The following is a 19,983-nucleotide window of genomic DNA, read 5'->3' on the forward strand; positions in this document are numbered from 1 at the left end:
TATGGCCAGAAAGCGGATCGGCGAGCTGCTCCTGGAGCGGGGGGCGATCACTCCGGCCCAGCTCGAGGCCGCGCTCCAGGCACAGCAACACTCGCGCCAGAGGTTGGGCGTCGCGCTGGTGTCCCTGGGTGCGATCACCGAGAAAACCCTTTCGCACGCGCTGAGCGAAGCACTGGGCGTGCCAGTGATGGACCTGATGGCCCGCCAGCCGGATTGGAGCGCCATCCACCTGCTGCGCGCGCGCTTCTGCGAGCAGCATGACCTGTTCCCCGTGGCCCTGGAGACCGTGGGCGGGCGCCGGCTGCTGGTGGTGGCCATGGCCGACCCGCTCGACTCCGCCGCCATCCAGGAGATGGAGTTCACCACCGGGTTGAAGGTGAGCCCCCGGGTGGCCCCGCTGTCCGCCGTGCGCGGCGCCATCCAGCGCTACTACCACCGGGCCGCCCAGGGCACCGCGGCGGCCGCTCCGGCGGCCTCGGAGGCCGTCCCCGAGGCGCTCGAGGACGACGTCGAGGAGATCATCGTCGGCGAGGAGCTTCCTCCCGGGGAGAACACCCGCCGCGTGTCGCTCGAGCAGCTCATCCAGGAGCGGGAGCAGCAGCGGCGGGCCAGGCGGGACCAGGTGAAGCCCTCCTCGGCGAAGCGGGCCGGAGACATCAGCGCCGAGCTGGACTCGCTGTTCGGTGAGGTCGTTCCCCCCACGCCCGAGCCGTTGGACCCCGTGGAGGAGTTGGAGCGCAAGTTCTGGGCGCTCATGCGCATCATGGCTCGCAAGGGACTCCTCACGAAGGAGGAGTTCACCCGCGAGCTGGATGACGAGAGCTGAACCGGACGGGCTGTCGCAACCCGGGGGAAGACATACCCTCACCCCGACCCTCTCCCAGAGGGAGAGGGAGTGGATTGGGAGGGCTGGGGCTCAATCTGGGATTGGCAGGCGTACGGTGAAGGTCGTCCCCTGCCCCAGCTCGCTCTCCACGCTCAGCTTCCCACCGTGCTTCTCCACGATTCGCTGCACGATGGAGAGGCCCAGCCCCGTCCCCTTCCCTTCTGTCTTCGTCGTGTAGAAGGGCTCGAAGATACGCGACAGGTTCTCCTGCGAGATGCCGCTCCCCGTGTCCTTCACACAGACCACCGCCTCGCGCCCCTCCTGCCTCGTCCGCAGCGACACCTTCCCGCCAGGCTCCATCGCGTGGCAGGCGTTGGTGATGAGGTTCACGAACACCTGCTCCAGGTTCGCCGGCACCGCCGACAACAGCGGCAGCTCCCCGTAGTCCCGCTCCACCTTCACCTTCGACTGCGTCACCACGTGCTCGCAGTACCCCACCGCCCTGTCCAGCACCGTGTGCAGCTGCACCCGCTCTGGTTTGTCCTTCGCCGGCCTCGCGTATGACGTCAGGTCCTTCGTGAAGCGCAGGATGCGCTGCCCGCTCTCCAGGATCTTCTTCAGCTTGTCCGTGTCCGACGAGCCCGAGCTCCCCACCATCATCGCCCGCTGCAGCAGTGACTCCGCGTACGCCACCACCGCCGTCATCGGGTTGTTGATTTCGTGCGCCACGCTCGCCGCCAACTGCCCCATCGACGCCAGCTTCTCCGCCTGGATGACCCGCTGCTCCAGCTGCGCCACCACCGTCACGTCCTGGCCAATCGCCATCACCCCCTCCACCTCCCCCTGCGAGGTGAGCGTCGAGGACGTGGCGAACGAGGCCCGTGCCTCCCCTGTCCGCGTGCGCAGCCGCAGCTCGAAGTTGGGCACCGCCTCGCCCCGCAGCACCGCCCCCATCAGCGACACCAGCCGCAGGTGCTCGTCCTCCGGCACCAGCGTGAAGACGTCCTTCCCCAGCACCTCCTCCTTGCTGAAACCCGTCAGCCGGCTGATCGCCTGGTTGAAGACGACCACCTTCTTGTCCCGGTTCGCCACCAGGATGAGCGCATTCGCCTTCTCCAGCAGCTCCTCCAGGTACTTGCGCACGAACGTCAGCTCGTCGATGAGCTTCGCGTTCTTCACCGCCACCGCCACCTGGTTGGCCAGCTGCACCAGCACCCGCTCGTCCTGCAGCAGGTCTCCCTCTTCCTTCAGCGTGGCCGGGTACTCCAGGTTGATGGCGCCGTAGAGCTGCCCGCTGGCCACCAGCGGCGCGCTCACCCCGCCCGTACTGCCCTCGAAGAGCAGCGGCACCCGCGCCCCCACCACCACCCGCCCCCCCGCCGGAATGGACTCCAGCGCCAGGTGCATCTTCTCCACCGCGCTGCGCTTGAGCACCAGCGGCTCGCGAGAACCCTCCTTCAGCCGGCCCTCCGCGTAGAGGCTCGTCAGCCCCCCTGTCCGCGCGTCGATGATGCGGATGCAGAAGGTACGCCCGGGGAACAGCTCCTTCACCCCTCGCGCCACCGCCGCCACCAGCTCCTCCTCGCTGCCCGCCTCCGCCACGCTGCGCCCCAGGTCCAACAACACGCCCTCGGTGCGCGCCTGCTCCAGCAGCGCCTGCTCCACCACCACCAGCTGGCCCCTCATCAGCTCCGACTCGCGCCGGCCCACCAGCGACACCCACTCCCCACGCCTCACCAGCTCCACCACCACCACGCCCCCGGGCGGCAGCGCCACCTCCATCACGCACGAGGCCCCCTCCTCGGGCACCCGCGCCCCCACCAGCGACTCCATCATCTGCTCCACCGTCGCCCCGTGCTCGAAACAGAAGCGCGAGAAGGCGGCATTGAGCGCCCGCGGCCTCAGTCCCAGGTCGCACAGCGCCGCTGGCAACTCCACCGCTTCGAAGAAGGCACGGAAGGCTTCGGCGGATGGGCCCCCCGGCACACGGGAGTCACTCGTCATGAGAGCTGGCTTTGTCCAGGTCCAGGATCTGCTGCGAGCCCATGTAGGCCTTCGTCTCGTAGCGCGTGATGCGTCCAATCTTCCGGACGATCTCCGCCATGCGCTCGGCCTCGCGGTAGATGATGTCCACCGGCTTGTAGGAGGTGTCCTCCTCCTTCAGCCGGCGCTTGAGCAGCTCGGCGTAGCCCATCACCGAAGTGAGCGGCTGGTTGAGCTCGTGGGCGGCCGTGCCCGCGAGCGCGACGATGACGGCGTTCTTCTCGCTCTCCTCCAGCCGCGTCTCCACGTCCGACAGCTTGCGCTCCAGCTCCATGCGGTCACGCAGGTCCGTGAAGATGCCCACGCTGGCCACCTCGCGCCCTCCCTCGTAGACGATGGAGGCCGTCATGTTCACCGGAACCAGCTGCCCCGTGCGGTGGACGATGTCCTGCCTGCACACCGACAACCGGCCCCGCCCGCCGTAATCCGGACTGCGCAGTTGCGTCATGATGCGCTGGGCCACCCCCTCCGGGTACAGCTGGTTCACGTGCATGCCACTGAGCGCCTGCTGCGCGGTGTAGCCACAGAGCGCCTCGGCCCCCTTGTTGAAGAGGATGATGCGGCCCTGCATGTCCGAGGCGACGATGGCGTCCACCGACGAGTCGATGAGCCGCTCCAGGAAGTCCTTGGTGTGGCTCAGCTCGTCGGCCAGCAGCCGCGCCTGCGTCACGTCGCGGAACGAGAGGATGATGGCCCGGCGGCCATCCTCCAGCGGGGCCGCGGAGAAGCTCAACGTCAGGCGCCGTCCCTTCGGCGTGCGCACCATCAGGTCCACGTCCGAGCGGGATTCGCCACGCCGGGCCGCCGTCACCAGCTCCATCAGCACCGACTCGTCCAGTGGCTGGGAGACGTCCACCAGGTGGCGCCCATAGGCGGCCTCGGAGGACGTCTCCAGGACCTTCTCCCCGGCGGGGTTGAGGCTGAGCACGCACGCCCGGTCGTCGAGGATGGCCACGCCCTCGCGCACGTTGGCGAAGAAGAGGTGGTACGTCTCCAGCGAGGCCGCCTTCGCCTCGGCGGCGATGCGCGCCGACATCTCCCGCTCGGTCTGCCCGCGCACCGACTGCAACAGCGAGGCGTTGCGCAGCGCCACCGCCGTGGCGTGCGCCACCGTCTTGAGGAAGTCGATCTCATCCGGCGCGAAGGTGCGCCGGTCCCCACCCGAGGCGCGCAACAGCAGCACCCCCCGCACCTCGCCTCGCATCAGCAGAGGCAGCGCCGCCAGCGTGTGGATGCCCCGCGCGGCCACCTCGCTCTGCACCCCCTCCAGCAACGGGTGGTGGGAGGCGTCCTCCACGATGACGGGCAGGCCCGTGCGTGCCGCCTCGCGCACCTCCGGGTAGCGCTCCAGCTCGATGCGCACGTCCGTCTGGCCGGGAGCGTCACTGGCGGCCACCACGCGGGCGGACACCTGGTCGTGCTCCAGCATCACCAGCGCCGCGCGGCCGATGCCGAGCCTGTCCGCGAGCCTGCGGGTGACGTCGTGGAGCAGCTCCTCCACGTCCATGCTCTCGGCGTAATCCGCGGTGAGCTCGAGCAGGAGCTTCAAATCCTCCTGCTTCCGCAGGGAGTCCTGGTGCTCGAGGTGGCGCTCGGCGACACGACGCAACCGGTACGCCAGCTCATGGGGCTCGGCCCCGGCCACCACCACCTCGGCGGGCCGCAGGGACTCCAGGGCCGCGAAGGACGCCTCACCCGGCGCCACCAGCGCCACCAGGGAGAGCTTCGCCCCCGCGGGCGTGGCGAGCAGCTCCGCCAGGGCGGACCTCCCCTCCGGTACCGTCAGGTCCACCAGGCCGATGGTGGCCCGCGCTGGCTCCTCCACCACGCGCAATCCCACCCGGGCCACCGCACGAACGAGCGGCTCGCGCGCGGCCGAAGCCGCGGGCACCAGGACGACACCGAGGGAGGATTCGTGGGGAGACACGCCCCGGACTCTACCCCGGGTCTCGCCTCAGGGGCAGTCAGACTCCCGCGCCCCCATGTCAGGTGCCGAACCGCAGAAGGCCTGCCCGAGGGACAGGCCCTCGTTCCGGGCCGGAGAGGAGGGCGCCAGCCGGAAGTCCCCAGCCTCCGCGTCCTGGAAACCGGGCTCTTTCTCCACGGAGTGTGCGTCCCAGCGGGTGGCGCTCCGCCAGCCAGCGAGGTCCGGGGACTTCCCATCCACCCGGAAGGAGACATGCCCCTCGGGGGAGAAATAGAGGTTGCCGTCGAAGGAGCCCCCGGAACGCTGGGAGCCGGCCCGCACCACGATGGCGCAGGCACCAAAAATGTTGTTGCGTGCCTCCACGTCCTGGCTGGGGCCGGAGTCGCCGTTGCCGAAGCCCAGGCAGTGGCCAGGCATGTTCCACACGGTGTTATGGTGCACCTTCACGTTGACCGCGGTGTCAATGCGGATGCCGGTGCCCTCGTTGCCATCCTCCCCGTAGCCGTCGAGGACGAGGTTGCGCCGCAGGACGATGTGGGTGGGTGGTGAGCCCTGACGCACCCCACCGATGTTGATGCCCCTACCATTGTCGCGCACCTCGTTGTCCTCGAGCGTGACGTCGCGAGCGGACAGGTGCACCACCACGCCCTCTCCCGCCGAGGAGGAGGAGCGGCGGTGGCCCCAGATGCGGTTGCCGCGCAGGGTGACGCGCGTGCACGTCTTGATGTCCGCGCCATTCTCCTGGTTCTCGTGCAGGTCGTTGTCCTCGACGAGCAGGTTGTCGAAGGGCGTCCCGGGCTCGGTGGCGCCGCCCTCGGACCCCAGGCACTGCACCCCGTCACCCGAGTTGTGGTGGATGTCGTTGCCCCGGACGACCACGTTCTTCGAGTTGGTCTGCACGACGACCCCGTGGCTGTCGCCGGAGCGCTGGAAGTTGAAGATGGCGTTGTCCTCGATGAGGACGTCACTGGCCCGCTCGGCGATGTTGACGCCCGCGCCGCTGGTGCCGTTCTTCAATGTGCAGCCACGCAGGATGCCGTGGTGCGCCCCCGGGCCACGCCAGAAGGCGGCGAAGGAGTCCTGCCCCGCCACATCGAGGGTGAGCCCCTCCACGCGCCAATACGCGCGGCGCACGTCCAACAGCGTCGTGCCACTGCCAGCGGGTTTGATGACGGGCTTCGCGCCGGGCGCGGCCTTCACCGTGAGATAGCGGCCGGGCGCGCCGTCCCGCGAGTCGAACCGCAGGCGCTCCGTGTACGTGCCCGTCTTGAGGAAGACGGCCTCGCCCGGTTGTAGCAGCGAGAGCGCCTTGCCCACGGTGCGAAAGGGCGCGCGCTCCGTGCCCGCCGCGGTGTCGCTGCCGCCAGGCGCCACCCAGAGGATGCGGGAGAACTCGGGCGGCGGTGGAGGCGCGGGAGGCGGCGGCGGTGAAGGCGCGGGAGGCGGCGCCGGAGGTGGCGCGGACTGAGCGGGCGGGCTCGCGGTGGGAGGAGGCGTCGTGCTGGAGGTGGGGGGCGACGGCGTGGGGGACGGAGGCGGGGGCGACGCTGGCGGCTTGGGTGCCGGTTGCGGTGCGGAGGCAGTCCCGTCGAGGGTGGGAAGCTCGTCGTCGGATGGAATCGGCCCACCCCGCTCACCACACGCGAGGGCTCCGATGAGGACAGCGGGAGGGACGACCGGCAGCAACCACCTGATGCGCATCCGCACTCCTTGTATGAGCCACGGCCCCTGGGGAAGCCGCGAGGACGCGCGCCGGACACGACCCATCCGCTTTCCATTCCCCCCGCTCCACCCCCCGGCCGCCCGCCCGTTCGTGGACGGAGGAGGCGAGGCATGAAGTTCCGATGAGTTGCGGCTCCAGATCAGAAGCCCGTCTGATATCTATCAGTGAAATCTGAAATGACGACACCCGCTCACGAACGCGGCGGACGTCGCACGGCGGCTCACAGCGGCCGACGCCTCGGGTTCACCCGGAGAAACGATGGGAGGCTCGGTGACGGGAGGCTGGAGACACGAACGCCCCGGCCGGGAGGGCCGAGGCGTCCGAGGGAAACGGGGTTCTCGAAGGGATGCGCCTACCAGCCGTTGCTGGCGACGTAGGTGCCACGTCGAGAGGGGACCCACACCCACTCCTGCACCGACTGGTTGTAGCCCTCCACCCAGCGCTGCTCGTAGTAACCGCCCTGGCACTTCACCCGGTCACGGCGCGGCTTGTACTTGCAGGTCTCCTCGACCCAGACCTTCTCGTAGTGACCCGGCACCCACTTCTGCACCGTCCGGAGCTCGTAGCGGCCCGACTCACGCGGCCCTCGCGAGCGCGGGGGCTCGGGAGGAGGAGGCGGCGCGGGGCGGTAGCCGCCCGTGTGACCGTACCCGACGGAGCCGCCCACCGGGGACGCATCGTGCTGGCCGCCGCGGAAATCATCGGCCCGCGCGGCGGGCGCCAGGAGCAGCGCGGAAAGAGCCAGGGTGAAGAGTCCGTTCTGGAGCGTCATCGTCGTGTCCTCCGTCATCGTTCTTGCCTGATTCGACGGAGGACCCCCGGCTTCATTCAACCGCTCGGAGCGCGGACTCCTACTTCTGCGCCGGCTCCGGCTTCTGCCCGCTCAAGCTCCGGTACGCGATCGTCAGCCACATGTCCTGCTTGATGAAGCCATCGCCCCAGCTCTTGAACTTCTCGGGCATCCCCTCGGCCTTCACCTGGTCGAGCGTCTTGCCCGCGGCGATCTTCCCCTTCACCAGGGACACCGTCTCGCGCAGCATCTCCGCGAAGGCCTCGAGCTGCTCACGCCCCGAGAGCGCACCGTGGCCCGGGATGATCTTCACCCCCGCGGGCAGCGTCTGGAGCACCCGCTCCACGTTGCGCAGGTAGCCCTCCAGCGAGCCTCCGCTCTCCAGGTCGACGAAGGGGTACTTGTCCACGGTGAACTGGTCCCCCAGGTGCAGCACGTTGGAGCCGGTGAAGTACACCATGCTGTCGCCATCGGTGTGGCCCGAGGGCAGGTGCGTCACCTGGATCTCCTCGCCGTTGAAGAAGATGGAGAGCCCCTGGTCGTAGGTGATGACCGGCAGCGCCTCCTTGGGCGCGGGAGGAATCTTCATCCCGAGCGCCGCGCTCTCGAGCCCGTTGATCAGCCGCGTGCGCACGTGCGAGTGCGCCACGATGCGGCCCTCGCGACCGAAGACCGCGTTGCTGCCCGTGTGGTCGAAGTGCCAGTGCGTATTCAGCACGTACTCCAGCGACCCCTTCGCGCCCTTGCCCTGGCTCTTGGCCAGCTTGCCGAACGCCGCGCGAATCTTCGGCGCCAGGGGCGCGAACTGGTCGTCCACGATGAGCACCCCGTCCGGGCCCACGGACACGCCGATGTTGCCTCCCGCGCCCTCGAGCATGTGCACGTTGCCCGCCACCGGAATGGACTTCACCTGCACCTTCGAGAAATCCTGCGTCTGGGCCAGCGCCAGGCCGGGCAGCAGCAGCGCTGAGAGGAAGACCTTCTTCATGTCGGGGGGCTCCGTTCGAATCGAGACGCACCCACCATAACCACGTCACGTAAAACTTGTGGGACTCAGGTGACATGGCACCTTCCGAGCCATGTCCGAGCTCCGTGCCTTCCCGCGTCATCCCCATCGGCTCGTCGTCCGGCTGCGGGGGATGCTGCCCGTGCGCACCCGCGACGTGTCCGACGGCGGCTTCCAGGCGGACATGCTCCAACCCCTGCACCGGGGGAGCACCGTACGGGGCTCGCTCACCCTGGACGGCGAGGAGCTGCCCTTCGAGGGCGAGGTCGTGTGGATCCGTGTGGAGGGAGGCGGCCCCACCGTGCGCGGCCGTTACGCGGTGCGCTTCACCTCGGGGGCCGAGGGCTTCCGCCAACGCTTCCACACGTGGCGGCGCCGGCAGGGCCACCGGCTGGTGCGTTGGTTCACGTAGCCGGCACACGAGAGGTCTAAGCTGCGCCCCTTTTCCTGAACCACGAAGGGGAGAGCACATGGCCGAGCAGGCGAAGCTGACGCCGGCGGATGGAGCGGAGCTTCCGGGCTACCTGAAGCAGGCGGAGGGCGGCACGAGCCGCGGTGCGGTGGTCGTCATCCACGAGTGGTGGGGCCTCACGGAGCAGATGTGCGGCGTGGTGGACCGGCTGGCGCGCGAGGGATTCACCGCGTTCGCACCAGACCTCTACCGGGGCCAGTTGGCGAAGGACGCGGCCCAGGCCGAGAAGCTGATGAACGAGATGAACGACCGTCAGGCGGTGGAGGACCTCTCGCGCGCGGTGGAAGCGCTGCGGCGGCGCGCGCCGGGCACGAAGGTGGCGGTGATGGGCTTCTGCATGGGCGGAGCGCTCACGCTGGCGGCCGCGGCCCATGACGGGAGCGTCGCCGCCGCCGTGCCCTTCTACGGGATTCCTCCCGAGGAGGCGGACGTGACGAAGATCCGCTGCCCGGTCCTGGGGCACTTCGCGAACATCGATGACTGGTGCACGCCCGACCGGGTGGATGCGCTGGAGAAGAAGCTGAAGGGCGCGAGCGTGCCGGCGGAGATTCACCGGTACGACGCAGGCCACGCCTTCTTCAACGAGAAGCGGCCCGAGGTGTACTCGCCCCAGAACGCCGAGCTCGCGTGGAAGCGCACGGTGGAGTTCCTCCGCGTGAAGCTCGGCTGAACCGAAGGCAGATGGCCGGGCGGGGACAGCGGAGCCCTCGCCCGGCCCGGGTCACACGAGATTACGGGCACACCCGGGTGGCCACCGGGCTGATGACGGCAGCCCCGGAGATGTTGCAGGACGACGTCCCTCCAGCGCGCAGCCGGATGACGCCCGTGGCGCCACCACCACCGCCGCCACCGCCGCTCTCGTTACCTTGCTTTCCGCCGTTCGAACCCGCAGTCGGAGCAACCCCCGCCACGCCACCCGAGCCACCATCGCCACCCTGACTGGACGTGCTCGTGCCCGGCAATGCCGCGGACGCCGAGTTCGTCGAGCCATCCGAACCATCCGCGCCCACGTTGCTGCCCTCGAACCCACCCTCGCCACCGGCTCCTCCGTTGGCCGTCAGACGGGCAATGCCGAGAACCTCCAACACCCTCCCCTCCAGCAGAATCCCGCCACCACTGCCTCCGCCTCCGCCTCCGCCAGCGCTGGTGTCGGTCTGACCACCTCCCTTGCCGCCCCCTCCACTGACGGACACGGTGCCATCCACATTCAGCAAACCGGCCGCGGAGATCTGCACGGCGCCACCTCCCGCTCCACCCACTCCTGCCACTGCGTTGGTTCCCCCCGCGCCCCCCGGACAACCACCGATCAGCGGAACCAGAGTGCTCTCAAATTGTGCACCAGCCGTCCCCGCAGCCGAATTGCCATCCCCAGTACCACCCACCGCGCCCGCGGTCGCGAAGCCACCACCACCTCCTCCTCCGCTGCCACCGCCGTTAGTACCTGCTCCGCCAGCCCGAACATCACAGGTCATAGCGTTCCCACCCGCGCCAGGTTGTGCCTTGGTGGCATTCGCCAGGATGGAACCATGGATGTAGGCCAGTTCGTAGATCGCGAAGATGACGGGCCGGGTGCCCTTCACGGTCACCGTCTTCTCGTAGTCGATATCGAGACGCTTCATGTAGAGGACCAGCACCTCGGGTCCACCACCGAGTTGCGGCATCACTTTGGCCAGAGGAGCCACGGGAAGCGTCGTGCATGTATTCGTCGCGGACCAAACGAAGGGGCCCGAGCCCGAGGTGTCGAGCGTGACGTCACACGAGACACGAACCTCCTGCAAACCAGCGACCTCGGCAGGCGTGAGCGCATCCGGGTCGAAATTGCTGGGTGAATACGGGAAGAGGCTACACTTGCCATTAACGCTCGCCACGCACGTGCCCTGCTGATTCGTGGTCGTGCTCCAGGTGCAGGGCTTCCCGAGCATGGCAGGGTTCACCGTGTAGACACAGTTGCCGTCACCCGTGCAGACTTCGGCTTGAATCTGGCACGCATTGGGCGGCGCACAGGTGTAGGCGGTACCGGCGCATCCACCGGCCCCATCGCATCGGTCGTCCCTCGTGCAGAACTGATCGTCGTTGCAGGTTGCTGTGGTGGGCTTGGGCGGGTAGCTACACGCCCCCGAGGAGGGATCGCAGGTGCCCGGACTCTCGTAGCACTGACCCGTCGGGGTGTTGCACGACTTGGGGGCTGAACCCACGCATGCCCCATTGCCATCGCACTTGTCGATGAGCGTACAGGCATTCTTGTCGTCGCAGTCCACCGTCGCGGACTTGGGTGTATAGATGCACGCCCCCGAGGCGGAATCGCAACGGCCCATCGTCTCGTAGCACGAGCTCGTCGGGCTATTGCATGTCACGTCCGTTCCCTTGCATGCGCCATCCTCGGTGCACTTGTCGCCCGTGGTGCAGTTGTTGTTGTCGGTGCAGGCCTTGCCCACGAGAACCTGGTAGGCACACTTGCCAGTGCCGCACGAGCCGACGCCTCCACACTGAGAAGGAGAGTCGCATGCGGTGTCGCAACAGATGCCATCCACGCAATGGCCCGACGCGCACATCGTGGGGAACAGGCAGGTACTCCCGTTGGCCTGCGGCCTGCACTCCTTGATTTCGTCGCAATCGAAATCAACCTCGGCATCCTGTACCGAACACTTCGACGACGCGCCCTTGTATACGTCAGCCCTGCCATCGTTGCAGTCCGTGCCGTTGATGGCTTTGTCTTCCATCGAGCTGGCGGGATGGCCGTCCTTGTCCGCATCCTGGGCCTTGAGCACGAGCGCCGCTGGCACGGCGCCCTTCTCGGGCAGCGTCACCGCCTCGGCGAGGCGGCGCGTCTCGATGGCCTGCCCCTCACACTTCTCCGTGGAGTAGGAGGACACCTCGACCTGGAGCTGCTGGCTCCACCCCTTCTCGCGATACACGGCGAGAACCAGGGTCCGGTCCTCGGCGTGCCTGGCCAACGTGGCCGAGTCGATGAGCTCGGAACTCTTGAGGTTCTCCGCCGCGGCATCCAGGGCGGTCACCCGGATACACGCGGGGACATACCCTGGCTTCGGATACGTGATGGTGAGTGCAACCGCACTCTCCTTCACCTTGTTCGAACAGGCGGCCAGCAGGACGAGGCAGACGAATACCCATGCGCGACGCATGGGGCGATAGATTACCCCAGCTCCAGGCGAACGTCGCGCTTACGACACCCGCGGGTCTCAGCCCTGGGGCGGCTGCTGCTCCCCGGACCCGGTCGCGGGCTGTTGCGCGGGCTCGGGCTCCATGTTCACCAACTGGAAGGAGTAGCTCCGCACGCCTTTCGGCAGCACCACCTCCACCAGCGGATTGTCCGCCAACAGGTGCGGCGTCACCGGCAACTGGACAAGGCCGTCCGCGTCGCTCGTCACGGTGATGCGCCCCCGAGTCGATTCGAGCAGCACCCGCGCTCTAGGGATGGGCTGGCCCGTGGACGGATCCACCACGCGCATCGTCACGTCCTTCATCCCCTGGGCCTGCTGCGGATTCAGCCGCGCCACATCGGGCGGGACCACCTGCCGGTAGTACGGACGCAACGTACAGGCCGACAGCAGGCCGAGGGACAGCAGGGAAAGTCGCATCAGGGAACGCATCGGACACATGGTGGCTCCATCCAGGCGATCAGGGGCACGAGGGAGGCGCAGCATACCGGGTGGGCGGCTTCAGCCAGCAAGCACCGCCCCGCCTGCACGGATGCCCGGCCTCCAATGGTACCTCCCCACCTGTCTCCCGCGCCGGCATGTCGCATCTTCAACGGCATCCGAGTCACGGCGGAGCCTCCGCCCCCACCCACCAGGAGAGCACGCATGTCCGAGCCCATCGACCCCAAGAGCCCCAAGCCCACCACCCGCCGCGAGCTCCTCGAAAAGGGCTACTGCGAGAAGGGCGTCTGGGGACCGGAAATCCACGCCACCGCCACCGAGCCCATGCCCGACATCGAGGAGAGTGGCTACCGCGATGTCGTGGTCATCCCAACGCCCACGGAAGGCGTCGAGTTCAAGAACCGGGGCCTCATCATCGGCGCGCTCACGATGATCTCCGTGAGCCTCATCACCTTCTACATCCCGTTCCTCAATGCCCTGCTGGGCGGCCTCTTCGGTGGCTTCTTCGCCAAACGCTGGCGCCGCGCGTTCGGTGCCGCGGCCATCGCCTCCGTGGCGGTCCCGGCGGCCATCGCCTTCTTCTACGGCTTCGATACGCCCGATCTCCTCTACTTCATGTACGGGCTCGGCTTCTGGGGATGGACCGCCCTCCACGTCGTCGGCATGTTCATCGGCGCGGCGTCCGGCGTGTACTCGCGTCCCCTCGCGGACCGGCGCGGGCTCTCGCGCGGCGTCATGGAAGGATAGCGGGCCCACCAGGCAACCGGGCAAAGCGCATCCCCGACCCGGGACGGAAGCAGCGCCCCGGGTCGCTCGGGACTAGGATGCGCTCGTGAGCATCCCCCGTACCGAGGCCGCCCTGGCCCGCGCCACCGAGGCCGCCAACCGTGGTCCCCACTCCGCGCCACCCGACGGCCATCCCCGCTCGCGGCACCTCGCCATCGGCGACCCCCAGGCGGACATCACCCGCTTCTTCGCCCTGCTCGACCGCCACGGGCTGCTCGGCCCGGACGGAAGGCTGCTCCCCGAGGTCCAGCTCGTCTCGGTGGGAGACCACTTCGACTGGGGCAAGGCCCACGAACGCGACGCCGTGGCCACCAGCGCGTTGAGGCTGCTCGCGTGGATGGCCTCGCACCCGGCCGACCAGGCCGTGCTGCTGCTGGGCAACCATGACCTGGGCCGCGTGGGCGAGCTGTCCGGCTTCACCGACGCGCGCTTCGCCGCCGCACAGGTGGAAGCCGACCGCATCTACCAGGGCGACGACACCGACGAGGTCCAGGAGCGCGACTTCCTCTCGCGCTACCCGGAGGTGCCCAACGTCGAGCTGGTGGCGCGCGACTTCGGCACCTTCCGCGAGGTGCAGCGCGACTGGGTGGCGTACCTGCTGCGCGCCGGCCGCTTCCGGGTGGCCCACGCCGCGGCGGAGGACCTGCTCGTCCTGCATGCCGGCGTCACGCGGGAGGACCTCCTCACGGCGGGAGTACCCGACTCCCTCCAGGCCCGTGCCCCCGTGGTGGCCGACACGCTCAACCGGGTGCTCGACACCGCGGTGGCGGCCTGGAAGCAGGGCCCCTTCTCCATTCCCGGTCTGCACCACCCCGGCAACGCCACGTACGGCGAGGGCCGGGGCATCTTCTATCAGCGCGCCAGCCTGCGCCCCGAGGACGCCGCCCACCGCACCGCCACGCCGCGCCGCCGGTTCGATCCGCACCGGCTGCCTCCCGGGCTCGTCCAGGTGGTGGGCCACACGCGCGACAAGCGCAGCCGCGAGCTGCTCGCCCTGCCCCTCGAGGACATGCGCGACGGCGTGCTGCGCCACCTCGTCACCCACGGCACCTCCCTCCACTACCGCCCCGGGACGCCCCCCCCGACTGGCCCCGGCGAGGCGGTGCTCGTCTTCACCGACGGCGGCATGCGCGAGTCGCCGTTGGAGCTGTTCGAGCTCTTCGACCTCGACACCCGCGCACCCGCACGGCCGCACGAGGCAACGCACCAGGGAGGTCAGGAATGATGAAGACGACGCGGAGACTCGTGGGCCTGACGCTCGTGGGGGCCCTGGGCCTGGGCGGGTGTGCCGGGCACTCGACGCCGGCCACCCGGGAGACGCGAGGGACGGAGGAGCACTCGGAGGCACGCGGACAGCCGGCGCCTGGAGATGAACAGGCGGAGCGGGATGCCTTCGCCCGGCGAGCCATCGAGCGCCTGCGAGCCTCCGGCGAGACACGCGACATCCAGTACGACGCCTCGGGCTTCCTGCTCCGCCTGGGCGCCAAGGACGGCAACTCCGGTGACACGGTGTTCCTGTCCAACTTCTTCGACGAGTACCTCGCCTCCCCGCCGGAGCACCGCGACGAGGTCTTCACCCAGCTCACCCGCGTGCGCGCCCCGCCGGCCCTGCCGAAGACGTTCGCCGAGGCCCGGCCGAAGTTGATGCCCGTGGTGCGCGGACGCACCTTCTTCGAGCAGCTCCGGCTGGTGGTGAAGAGCGGCCCCGGGACGCCCGTCCCCATCCCCTGGAAGCCCCTGAGCGGATTCCTCGGAGTGGGCCTGGCCTTCGACGGGCCGGACACCCTGCAGTACCTCGGGCCCGACGAGCTCGCGCGCTGGGGCGTCTCCTTCGAACAGGCGCTCGACGCGGCCCTCGGCAACCTGCGTCAGCGCAGCACCGAGAAGCTCGTTCAGCTCGCCCCGGGCACCTGCGAGTCCCCCTGGGAGGACAACTACGCCTCCTCCCGCCTGCTGCTCGAGGAGGTGGTGCGCGGATGCAAGGTGCAGGGCGCCCCCGTGGTGCTCGCGCCCCACCGGGACCTGCTCCTCATCACCGGCTCCGAGGACGAGGATGGATTGCGCCGGGTGGCCAGCCGCGCCCTCCAGGCCGTGATGGCCCCGCGCGCGCTGGACGGCCGCGCCATGCGCCTCTCGCCCGAGGGCTGGGTGACCTTCATGCCCGAGCGGCTCAGCAATGCCTGGGCCGACTTCCGCAAGCTGGAGCTCTTCACCCGCGCGCGCGACTACGACGAGCAGACGCAGCAGCTGGAGAAGCACTTCCAGGAGCGGGGCGAGGACATCTTCGTGGCCTCCTTCACCCCCTACCAGGACGAGCGCGGGCGCAGCATCAGCTACGCCGTCTGGCTCAAGGGCGTGGACGCGCTCCTGCCCAAGGCCGAGGTCATCTTCTTCATGGACCCGGCGCTCGGCGAGGAGGCCCCGCCCGTGGGCATCGCGCGGTGGGACGAGGTGGCGAAGGCGGCCGGCAAGCTGCTCGCGCCGGTGAACGGGCTCTACCCGGAGCGCTACCGCGTGCAGGGCTTCCCCGACGCGGAGCAGCTCGCCCGGTGGCAGAACGACCCGGGCGACCTGTTCGACGAGGACGGGCCCTGAGCACGGGCCCGTCCCCTCACGGCTTCGCCTTCACGTCCGCCAGCTTCTTCTCCAGCGCCGCCACCTGGCGCGGAGAGGCCTGCACCCCGGAGAGCGTCTTCGCGTAGGCGAGCGCGTCTTCCAGCGTGCGCACCGCCGCGTCCTTCTCGCCCCGGGCGACGTGGATGTCCGCCCGCTCCGAGAGGACACGCAGCCGTCGGCCACCCTGCACCTTCTCCAGGGCCCGGCCACTCGCCGCCAGCGCATCGTCCAGCCGGCCCAGCCTCCGGTAGAGGTTGGCCAGACGCGCGGGCGGGTTGTAGTCATCCGGGAGATCCTTCTCGCTCTGCTCGATGGCCGGCACCACCCGCATCAGGTCGCCCAGCACCAACGCCGCGGACATGCGGTGCGAGTCGAACACGGAACGCGCATCCGGGTTCGGCGCCTTCGCGGCCTCGCCCTCGAGGAAGGTGAGCCACTGCCCCGCCACCGTCTTCGCACCGGCCTCGTCACCCGCCGACTCGCGGGCCCCGACCAGCACCTCGAAGACTCCCGAGCGGTCATCGGCCGGCATGGCGATGTCCGGGGCGATGGCCTCGCGCGCCACCGCCTCCAACGAGGCCCTCAGCTGCTTCACGTCCGGCACATCGCCCGCCACCGACAGCGAGCAGGAGAGCCCGAGACCCGCCGCGTTCGCCCGCGAGGGCGAGGGGGGCACCCGGGGCAGCTCCGCCAGCGCCGTCCGGGCACATGCCTCGTGACGCTTCGCCCCGTACTGCGCCATCAGGAGCGACTCCAGCGCGCGGCCACGGCGGGACCAGTCCGCGGGAGCCCCGGCCAGCGCCTGGGCGAACACATCCGCCGCCTCGGCCGCCTTGCCCTCGCCATACAGGGCATCGCCCCGGGCCAGCAGCGCCTCCGGTCCCTGCGCCCCCCCGCGGTACGCGCGCTCGCCGTCCTCGAAGAGCCTCTCGAGCTGGGCAACGGTGGCGCTGCCCGCGAAGCGCACGAGCGCCTTCTCCTCCCTCGGATCGATGATGAAGAAGGTGGGCCAGAACTCGACCGGGTACTTCTCCAGGAAGCCCGCGTTGCCAGGAAGGTCCGTGTTGAGCTCGAGCCAGACGAACCGTCCGGCATGCGGCGCGAGCGCCTCGTCCGTGAAGACATAGGCGCGCATCGAGCGGCAGGTGTGACACCACGGGGCCCAGGTATCGACGAAGAGGGGCAACCCCCTCGACTTCGCCTCCGACAGGGCGCGCGAGTAGTCATCCTCGATGAACGGCAGAGGGGCCTTGGCGTGCGCGGCCGGCGTCTCGGATACAGCCGAGGTGCGCGTGGCGGTGCAGGCCAGCAGGCCCACGGCGAGCAGGCTGGACAGGAGCGATCGCATCAGCACGGCACCCTACCCTGCTGACGAGCGACGAAGAAGGTACGACATCCGCCCCCCAGAGGGGGCCAGGGTTCTATATGGTACCGGTTTGCCCTTCGCCTCCCTCTTCCTCCTGCCGAGAGCCCCATGAGTGGCCGAGTCCTCCTCGTCGACGATGACCCGAGCATGGTGGCACTGCTGTCCCTGCACCTCACCCGGCGCGGCTTCAAGGTCACTTCGCTGACGGACCCCCAGGCGGCGCTGCCCCTGTTGATGGAGCAGCCCTTCGACGTGGTCCTCACCGACCTGCACATGAGCGGGCTGAGCGGCACCGAGCTGTGCGAGCGCGTGGTGGCCAACCTGCCGGACCTGCCGGTGGTGGTGATGACGGCCTTCGGCAACATGCAGACGGTCGTCGCGGCCCTGCGCGCCGGGGCCTACGACTTCATCACCAAGCCCGTGGAGGTGGATGACCTGGTGCATACCCTCTCCCGGGCCGTGCAGAACTACCACCTCAAGGGCGAGGTGGTGCGTCTGACCAAGGTCGTCGCCGAGTCCCAGCGCCTGGGCGGCGGCCTGCTCGGCTCCAGCCCGCCGATGCGCAAGGTGTACGACCTGCTCACCCGCATCGCGGACTCGGACGCGTCGGTCATCATCAACGGCGAGAGCGGCACGGGCAAGGAGCTGGTGGCGCGGGCGCTCCACGAGAAGAGCCGGCGCGCCTCGGGGCCCTTCGTGGCCATCAACTGCGCGGCCATGCCCGAGGCCCTGTTGGAGAGCGAGCTGTTCGGCCATGCCCGGGGCGCCTTCACCGACGCCAAGGCGGCGCGCGCGGGTCTCTTCGTCCAGGCGCACGGCGGCACCCTCTTCCTCGACGAGGTGGGCGAGATGCCCCTGGGCCTCCAGCCCAAGCTGCTGCGCGCCCTGCAAGAGCGCTCGGTGCGCCCGGTGGGTGGAGACCACGAGGTGTCCTTCGACGTGCGCGTGGTGGCCGCCACCAACCGCGACCTGGAGGGCATGGTGGAGGAGAACCGCTTCCGCGAGGACCTCTACTACCGCCTCAACGTGGTGCAGATGGAGCTGCCGCCGCTGCGCGCGCGCGGCGGGGACATCCTCCTGCTGGCCCAGCACTTCGTCGAGCACTTCGCCGCCCGCGCCAACAAGCGGGTGACGGGCCTCAACGAGACCGTGGCCGAGCGGCTGATGAGCTACAGCTGGCCCGGCAACGTGCGCGAGCTGCGCAACTGCATCGAGCGCGCCGTGGCCGTCACCGTCACCGAGCACCTCGCGGTGGAGGATCTGCCGGAGAAGATTCGCGCCTACCGCGCCTCGCACGTGGTGGTGGCCAGTGGAGACCCCTCGGAGCTCACCACCCTGGAAGAGGTCGAGCGCCGCTACATCCTCCGCGTCATGGAGGAGGTGAAGGGCAACAAGTCGCTCGCCGCCCAGATTCTCGGGCTGGACCGCAAGACGCTCTACCGCAAGCTCGACCGCATCAAGGGCTCGGGGGAGTAGTCCATGGCGGGCACGGCGGACTCCTGGATGGGGCGCGTGGTGGCCGGGCGCTACCAGGTGACGGGAACACTCGGGCACGGCGGCATGGGGACGGTGTACGAGGCCGAGCAGCTCGGTCTCGAGCGCTATGTGGCCCTCAAGGTGCTGCACCCGCATGTCGCCAGGACGCCCGGCGCTCCGGCCCGCTTCCAGCGCGAGGCCCAGCTCCTGGCCCGGCTCGAGCACCCGGGCGCGGTGCACGTGTTCGACCACGGTGCCGACGGGGAGGACCTCTACCTCGCCATGGAGCGCGTCTTCGGCGTTCCCCTGGACGCGGTGCTGGAGACCCACGGGCCGCTGGAGGTGAAGGCCGCCGTGGAGCTGGTGGTGCAGGTGTTGGAGGTGCTCGACGCCGCGCACGGCCTGGGCATCGTGCACCGCGACCTCAAGCCCTCCAATGTCATGCGGGTGGGCGAACCCTCCGCCTTCTCGGTGAAGGTGCTCGACTTCGGGCTGGCCGCCCTCGTGCACGAGGAGCAGCACTCCCGGCTGACCGGGAGCGGACAGGTGCTCGGCACGCCCGCGTACATGTCCCCGGAACAGTGCCGCGGCGAGCCGCTCGACGCTCGCGCCGACCTGTACTCCGTGGGGTGCCTGCTGCACGAGCTGCTCGTGGGCCGCGCGCCTTTCGGGGACTCGCCCGCCGTGGAGGTGATGAGCGGCCACCTGTACCGGCCACCTCCGCCCCTGCGCCAGCTCCAGCCGGAGCGCGGGATTCCCGAGGCGCTGGAGACGCTGGTGCTCGCGTGCCTCGCCAAGGAGAAGGCCCAGCGCCCCGCGAGCGCCCGCGAGCTGGCCTTCCGGCTCCGGGAGACACTGGCGCCCCCGGCTCCCGCGCGCGGTGAGGGCAAGAAGCAGGAGCGCTCTCGGGCCGTGACCGCCACGCCCGCCGCGCACTCGCCCGACGTCCTCGCGCGGCCCGTGGCCATCATCGAGCCCGGAGGGCCCGCCAATCCCCATGGCATCGGCACCGCCCTCGCGGTGGCCGGGTACCAGGTGGTCCCCGCCAGCGCGGACAGCCCCCTGGAGGGCATGCACGCCCTGGTGGTGGTGCCCCGGAGCGCCCAGGCCCAGGAGGAAGCGCTCACCCTGGCGAGCACCCTGGCCGCCCGGCCCCAGGCCCCGCCCGTGCTGCTGTGTGGGAGCGGCGAGGACTTCTCGCTGATGTCGCGCGCCGTCGCGAGCGGGGTGTACGACTACGTGCCCCTGCCCGTGGACCCCACGGATCTGGCCCGCAAGGTGGGCCGCGCGCTGCGCTCGCGCCGCTGAGCCCCTGGCTCGGGGCCCGGCACA

General features: G+C 69.7%; 16 protein-coding genes. 8 read left to right on the plus strand and 8 right to left on the minus strand.

All coding sequences use genetic code 11. From position 1 onward, the window contains the following. The first annotated feature begins 1 nt into the window (after window position 1). A complete protein-coding gene (locus tag NR810_RS10405; RefSeq protein ID WP_257450844.1) occupies window positions 2-826 on the plus strand; it encodes a GspE/PulE/PilB domain-containing protein in 825 nt (274 codons plus the stop codon). Window positions 827-916: 90 nt separating this feature from the next. Here NR810_RS10405 and NR810_RS10410 read toward each other — a convergent pair whose 3' ends face one another. The 5 genes from NR810_RS10410 to NR810_RS10430 all read right to left on the minus strand — a co-directional run bounded on the left by NR810_RS10410 (window position 917) and on the right by NR810_RS10430 (window position 8,297). Further along, the gene (locus tag NR810_RS10410; protein ID WP_257450846.1) at window positions 917-2,830 is read right to left on the minus strand and encodes a GAF domain-containing sensor histidine kinase; all 1,914 of its coding nucleotides are present in this window, start codon (window positions 2,828-2,830) and stop codon (window positions 917-919) included. Beyond that, on the minus strand, window positions 2,820-4,796 hold the full coding sequence (locus NR810_RS10415; RefSeq protein WP_257450848.1) for a PAS domain S-box protein: 1,977 nt from the start codon (window positions 4,794-4,796) through the stop codon (window positions 2,820-2,822). The genes NR810_RS10410 and NR810_RS10415 overlap by 11 nt, the downstream gene beginning before the upstream one ends. Before the next feature lie 27 nt (window positions 4,797-4,823). Further along, entirely contained in the window at window positions 4,824-6,497 is a 1,674-nt protein-coding gene (locus tag NR810_RS10420; protein WP_257450850.1) for a right-handed parallel beta-helix repeat-containing protein, read from the minus strand. A 374-nt stretch (window positions 6,498-6,871) separates the two neighbouring features. Next, window positions 6,872-7,291 carry a hypothetical protein gene (locus tag NR810_RS10425; protein WP_257450852.1) on the minus strand — a complete coding sequence of 140 codons (420 nt, stop codon included), beginning with the start codon at window positions 7,289-7,291 and terminating at the stop codon, window positions 6,872-6,874. Between the two features lie 79 nt (window positions 7,292-7,370). Beyond that, complete coding sequence (locus tag NR810_RS10430) at window positions 7,371-8,297, minus strand: MBL fold metallo-hydrolase (protein WP_257450854.1); 927 nt, start codon at window positions 8,295-8,297, stop codon at window positions 7,371-7,373. Between the two features lie 91 nt (window positions 8,298-8,388). Here NR810_RS10430 and NR810_RS10435 point away from each other — a divergent pair, with 91 nt between their 5' ends. Then, window positions 8,389-8,727 (plus strand): PilZ domain-containing protein, encoded by a 339-nt coding sequence (locus NR810_RS10435; protein ID WP_257450856.1) that lies wholly within the window; start codon window positions 8,389-8,391, stop codon window positions 8,725-8,727. A 58-nt stretch (window positions 8,728-8,785) separates the two neighbouring features. Further along, window positions 8,786-9,457: a dienelactone hydrolase family protein gene (locus tag NR810_RS10440; protein ID WP_257450858.1), complete on the plus strand. Its 672-nt coding sequence runs from the start codon at window positions 8,786-8,788 to the stop codon at window positions 9,455-9,457. Window positions 9,458-9,518: 61 nt separating this feature from the next. Here the strand turns inward: NR810_RS10440 and NR810_RS10445 are convergent, their stop codons facing one another. Together NR810_RS10445 and NR810_RS10450 are read right to left on the minus strand one after the other, a co-directional pair. Then, complete coding sequence (locus tag NR810_RS10445; protein WP_257450861.1) at window positions 9,519-11,930, minus strand: hypothetical protein; 2,412 nt, start codon at window positions 11,928-11,930, stop codon at window positions 9,519-9,521. Window positions 11,931-11,987: 57 nt separating this feature from the next. After that, on the minus strand, window positions 11,988-12,386 hold the full coding sequence (locus tag NR810_RS10450) for a carboxypeptidase-like regulatory domain-containing protein (RefSeq protein WP_257450864.1): 399 nt from the start codon (window positions 12,384-12,386) through the stop codon (window positions 11,988-11,990). 225 nt (window positions 12,387-12,611) lie between these two features. Here NR810_RS10450 and NR810_RS10455 point away from each other — a divergent pair, with 225 nt between their 5' ends. The 3 genes from NR810_RS10455 to NR810_RS10465 all read left to right on the plus strand — a co-directional run bounded on the left by NR810_RS10455 (window position 12,612) and on the right by NR810_RS10465 (window position 15,788). Next, the gene (locus NR810_RS10455; RefSeq protein ID WP_257450867.1) at window positions 12,612-13,154 is read left to right on the plus strand and encodes a hypothetical protein; all 543 of its coding nucleotides are present in this window, start codon (window positions 12,612-12,614) and stop codon (window positions 13,152-13,154) included. An 85-nt stretch (window positions 13,155-13,239) separates the two neighbouring features. Then, window positions 13,240-14,418: a metallophosphoesterase gene (locus NR810_RS10460; RefSeq protein WP_257450870.1), complete on the plus strand. Its 1,179-nt coding sequence runs from the start codon at window positions 13,240-13,242 to the stop codon at window positions 14,416-14,418. Further along, window positions 14,415-15,788: a hypothetical protein gene (locus tag NR810_RS10465; RefSeq protein ID WP_257450872.1), complete on the plus strand. Its 1,374-nt coding sequence runs from the start codon at window positions 14,415-14,417 to the stop codon at window positions 15,786-15,788. Before NR810_RS10460 ends, NR810_RS10465 begins: the two co-directional genes overlap by 4 nt. A 16-nt stretch (window positions 15,789-15,804) precedes the next feature. Here the strand turns inward: NR810_RS10465 and NR810_RS10470 are convergent, their stop codons facing one another. Continuing rightward, window positions 15,805-17,157 carry a thioredoxin family protein gene (locus tag NR810_RS10470; RefSeq protein ID WP_257450874.1) on the minus strand — a complete coding sequence of 451 codons (1,353 nt, stop codon included), beginning with the start codon at window positions 17,155-17,157 and terminating at the stop codon, window positions 15,805-15,807. A 126-nt stretch (window positions 17,158-17,283) separates the two neighbouring features. On the opposite strand from NR810_RS10470, the gene NR810_RS10475 reads away from it, so the two are divergent. Continuing rightward, the gene (locus NR810_RS10475) at window positions 17,284-18,651 is read left to right on the plus strand and encodes a sigma-54-dependent transcriptional regulator (protein ID WP_257450876.1); all 1,368 of its coding nucleotides are present in this window, start codon (window positions 17,284-17,286) and stop codon (window positions 18,649-18,651) included. A 3-nt stretch (window positions 18,652-18,654) separates the two neighbouring features. Beyond that, complete coding sequence (locus tag NR810_RS10480; RefSeq protein WP_257450879.1) at window positions 18,655-19,959, plus strand: protein kinase domain-containing protein; 1,305 nt, start codon at window positions 18,655-18,657, stop codon at window positions 19,957-19,959. Window positions 19,960-19,983: the final 24 nt, after the last annotated feature.

The sequence above is a fragment of the Archangium lipolyticum genome, from assembly GCF_024623785.1.
In the GTDB taxonomy this organism is placed as follows: domain Bacteria; phylum Myxococcota; class Myxococcia; order Myxococcales; family Myxococcaceae; genus Archangium; species Archangium lipolyticum.

Excerpts from the sequence above, each read along its gene's own strand:
- NR810_RS10405 (WP_257450844.1), top strand. The coding sequence starts at position 2 with ATGGCCAGAAAGCGGATCGGCGAGCTGCTCCTGGAGCGGGGGGCGATC.
- NR810_RS10410 (WP_257450846.1), bottom strand. The coding sequence starts at position 2,830 with ATGACGAGTGACTCCCGTGTGCCGGGGGGCCCATCCGCCGAAGCCTTC.
- NR810_RS10420 (WP_257450850.1), bottom strand. The coding sequence starts at position 6,497 with ATGCGCATCAGGTGGTTGCTGCCGGTCGTCCCTCCCGCTGTCCTCATC.
- NR810_RS10425 (WP_257450852.1), bottom strand. The coding sequence starts at position 7,291 with ATGACGCTCCAGAACGGACTCTTCACCCTGGCTCTTTCCGCGCTGCTC.
- NR810_RS10430 (WP_257450854.1), bottom strand. The coding sequence starts at position 8,297 with ATGAAGAAGGTCTTCCTCTCAGCGCTGCTGCTGCCCGGCCTGGCGCTG.
- NR810_RS10435 (WP_257450856.1), top strand. The coding sequence starts at position 8,389 with ATGTCCGAGCTCCGTGCCTTCCCGCGTCATCCCCATCGGCTCGTCGTC.
- NR810_RS10440 (WP_257450858.1), top strand. The coding sequence starts at position 8,786 with ATGGCCGAGCAGGCGAAGCTGACGCCGGCGGATGGAGCGGAGCTTCCG.
- NR810_RS10445 (WP_257450861.1), bottom strand. The coding sequence starts at position 11,930 with ATGCGTCGCGCATGGGTATTCGTCTGCCTCGTCCTGCTGGCCGCCTGT.
- NR810_RS10450 (WP_257450864.1), bottom strand. The coding sequence starts at position 12,386 with ATGCGACTTTCCCTGCTGTCCCTCGGCCTGCTGTCGGCCTGTACGTTG.
- NR810_RS10455 (WP_257450867.1), top strand. The coding sequence starts at position 12,612 with ATGTCCGAGCCCATCGACCCCAAGAGCCCCAAGCCCACCACCCGCCGC.
- NR810_RS10465 (WP_257450872.1), top strand. The coding sequence starts at position 14,415 with ATGATGAAGACGACGCGGAGACTCGTGGGCCTGACGCTCGTGGGGGCC.
- NR810_RS10470 (WP_257450874.1), bottom strand. The coding sequence starts at position 17,157 with ATGCGATCGCTCCTGTCCAGCCTGCTCGCCGTGGGCCTGCTGGCCTGC.
- NR810_RS10475 (WP_257450876.1), top strand. The coding sequence starts at position 17,284 with ATGAGTGGCCGAGTCCTCCTCGTCGACGATGACCCGAGCATGGTGGCA.
- NR810_RS10480 (WP_257450879.1), top strand. The coding sequence starts at position 18,655 with ATGGCGGGCACGGCGGACTCCTGGATGGGGCGCGTGGTGGCCGGGCGC.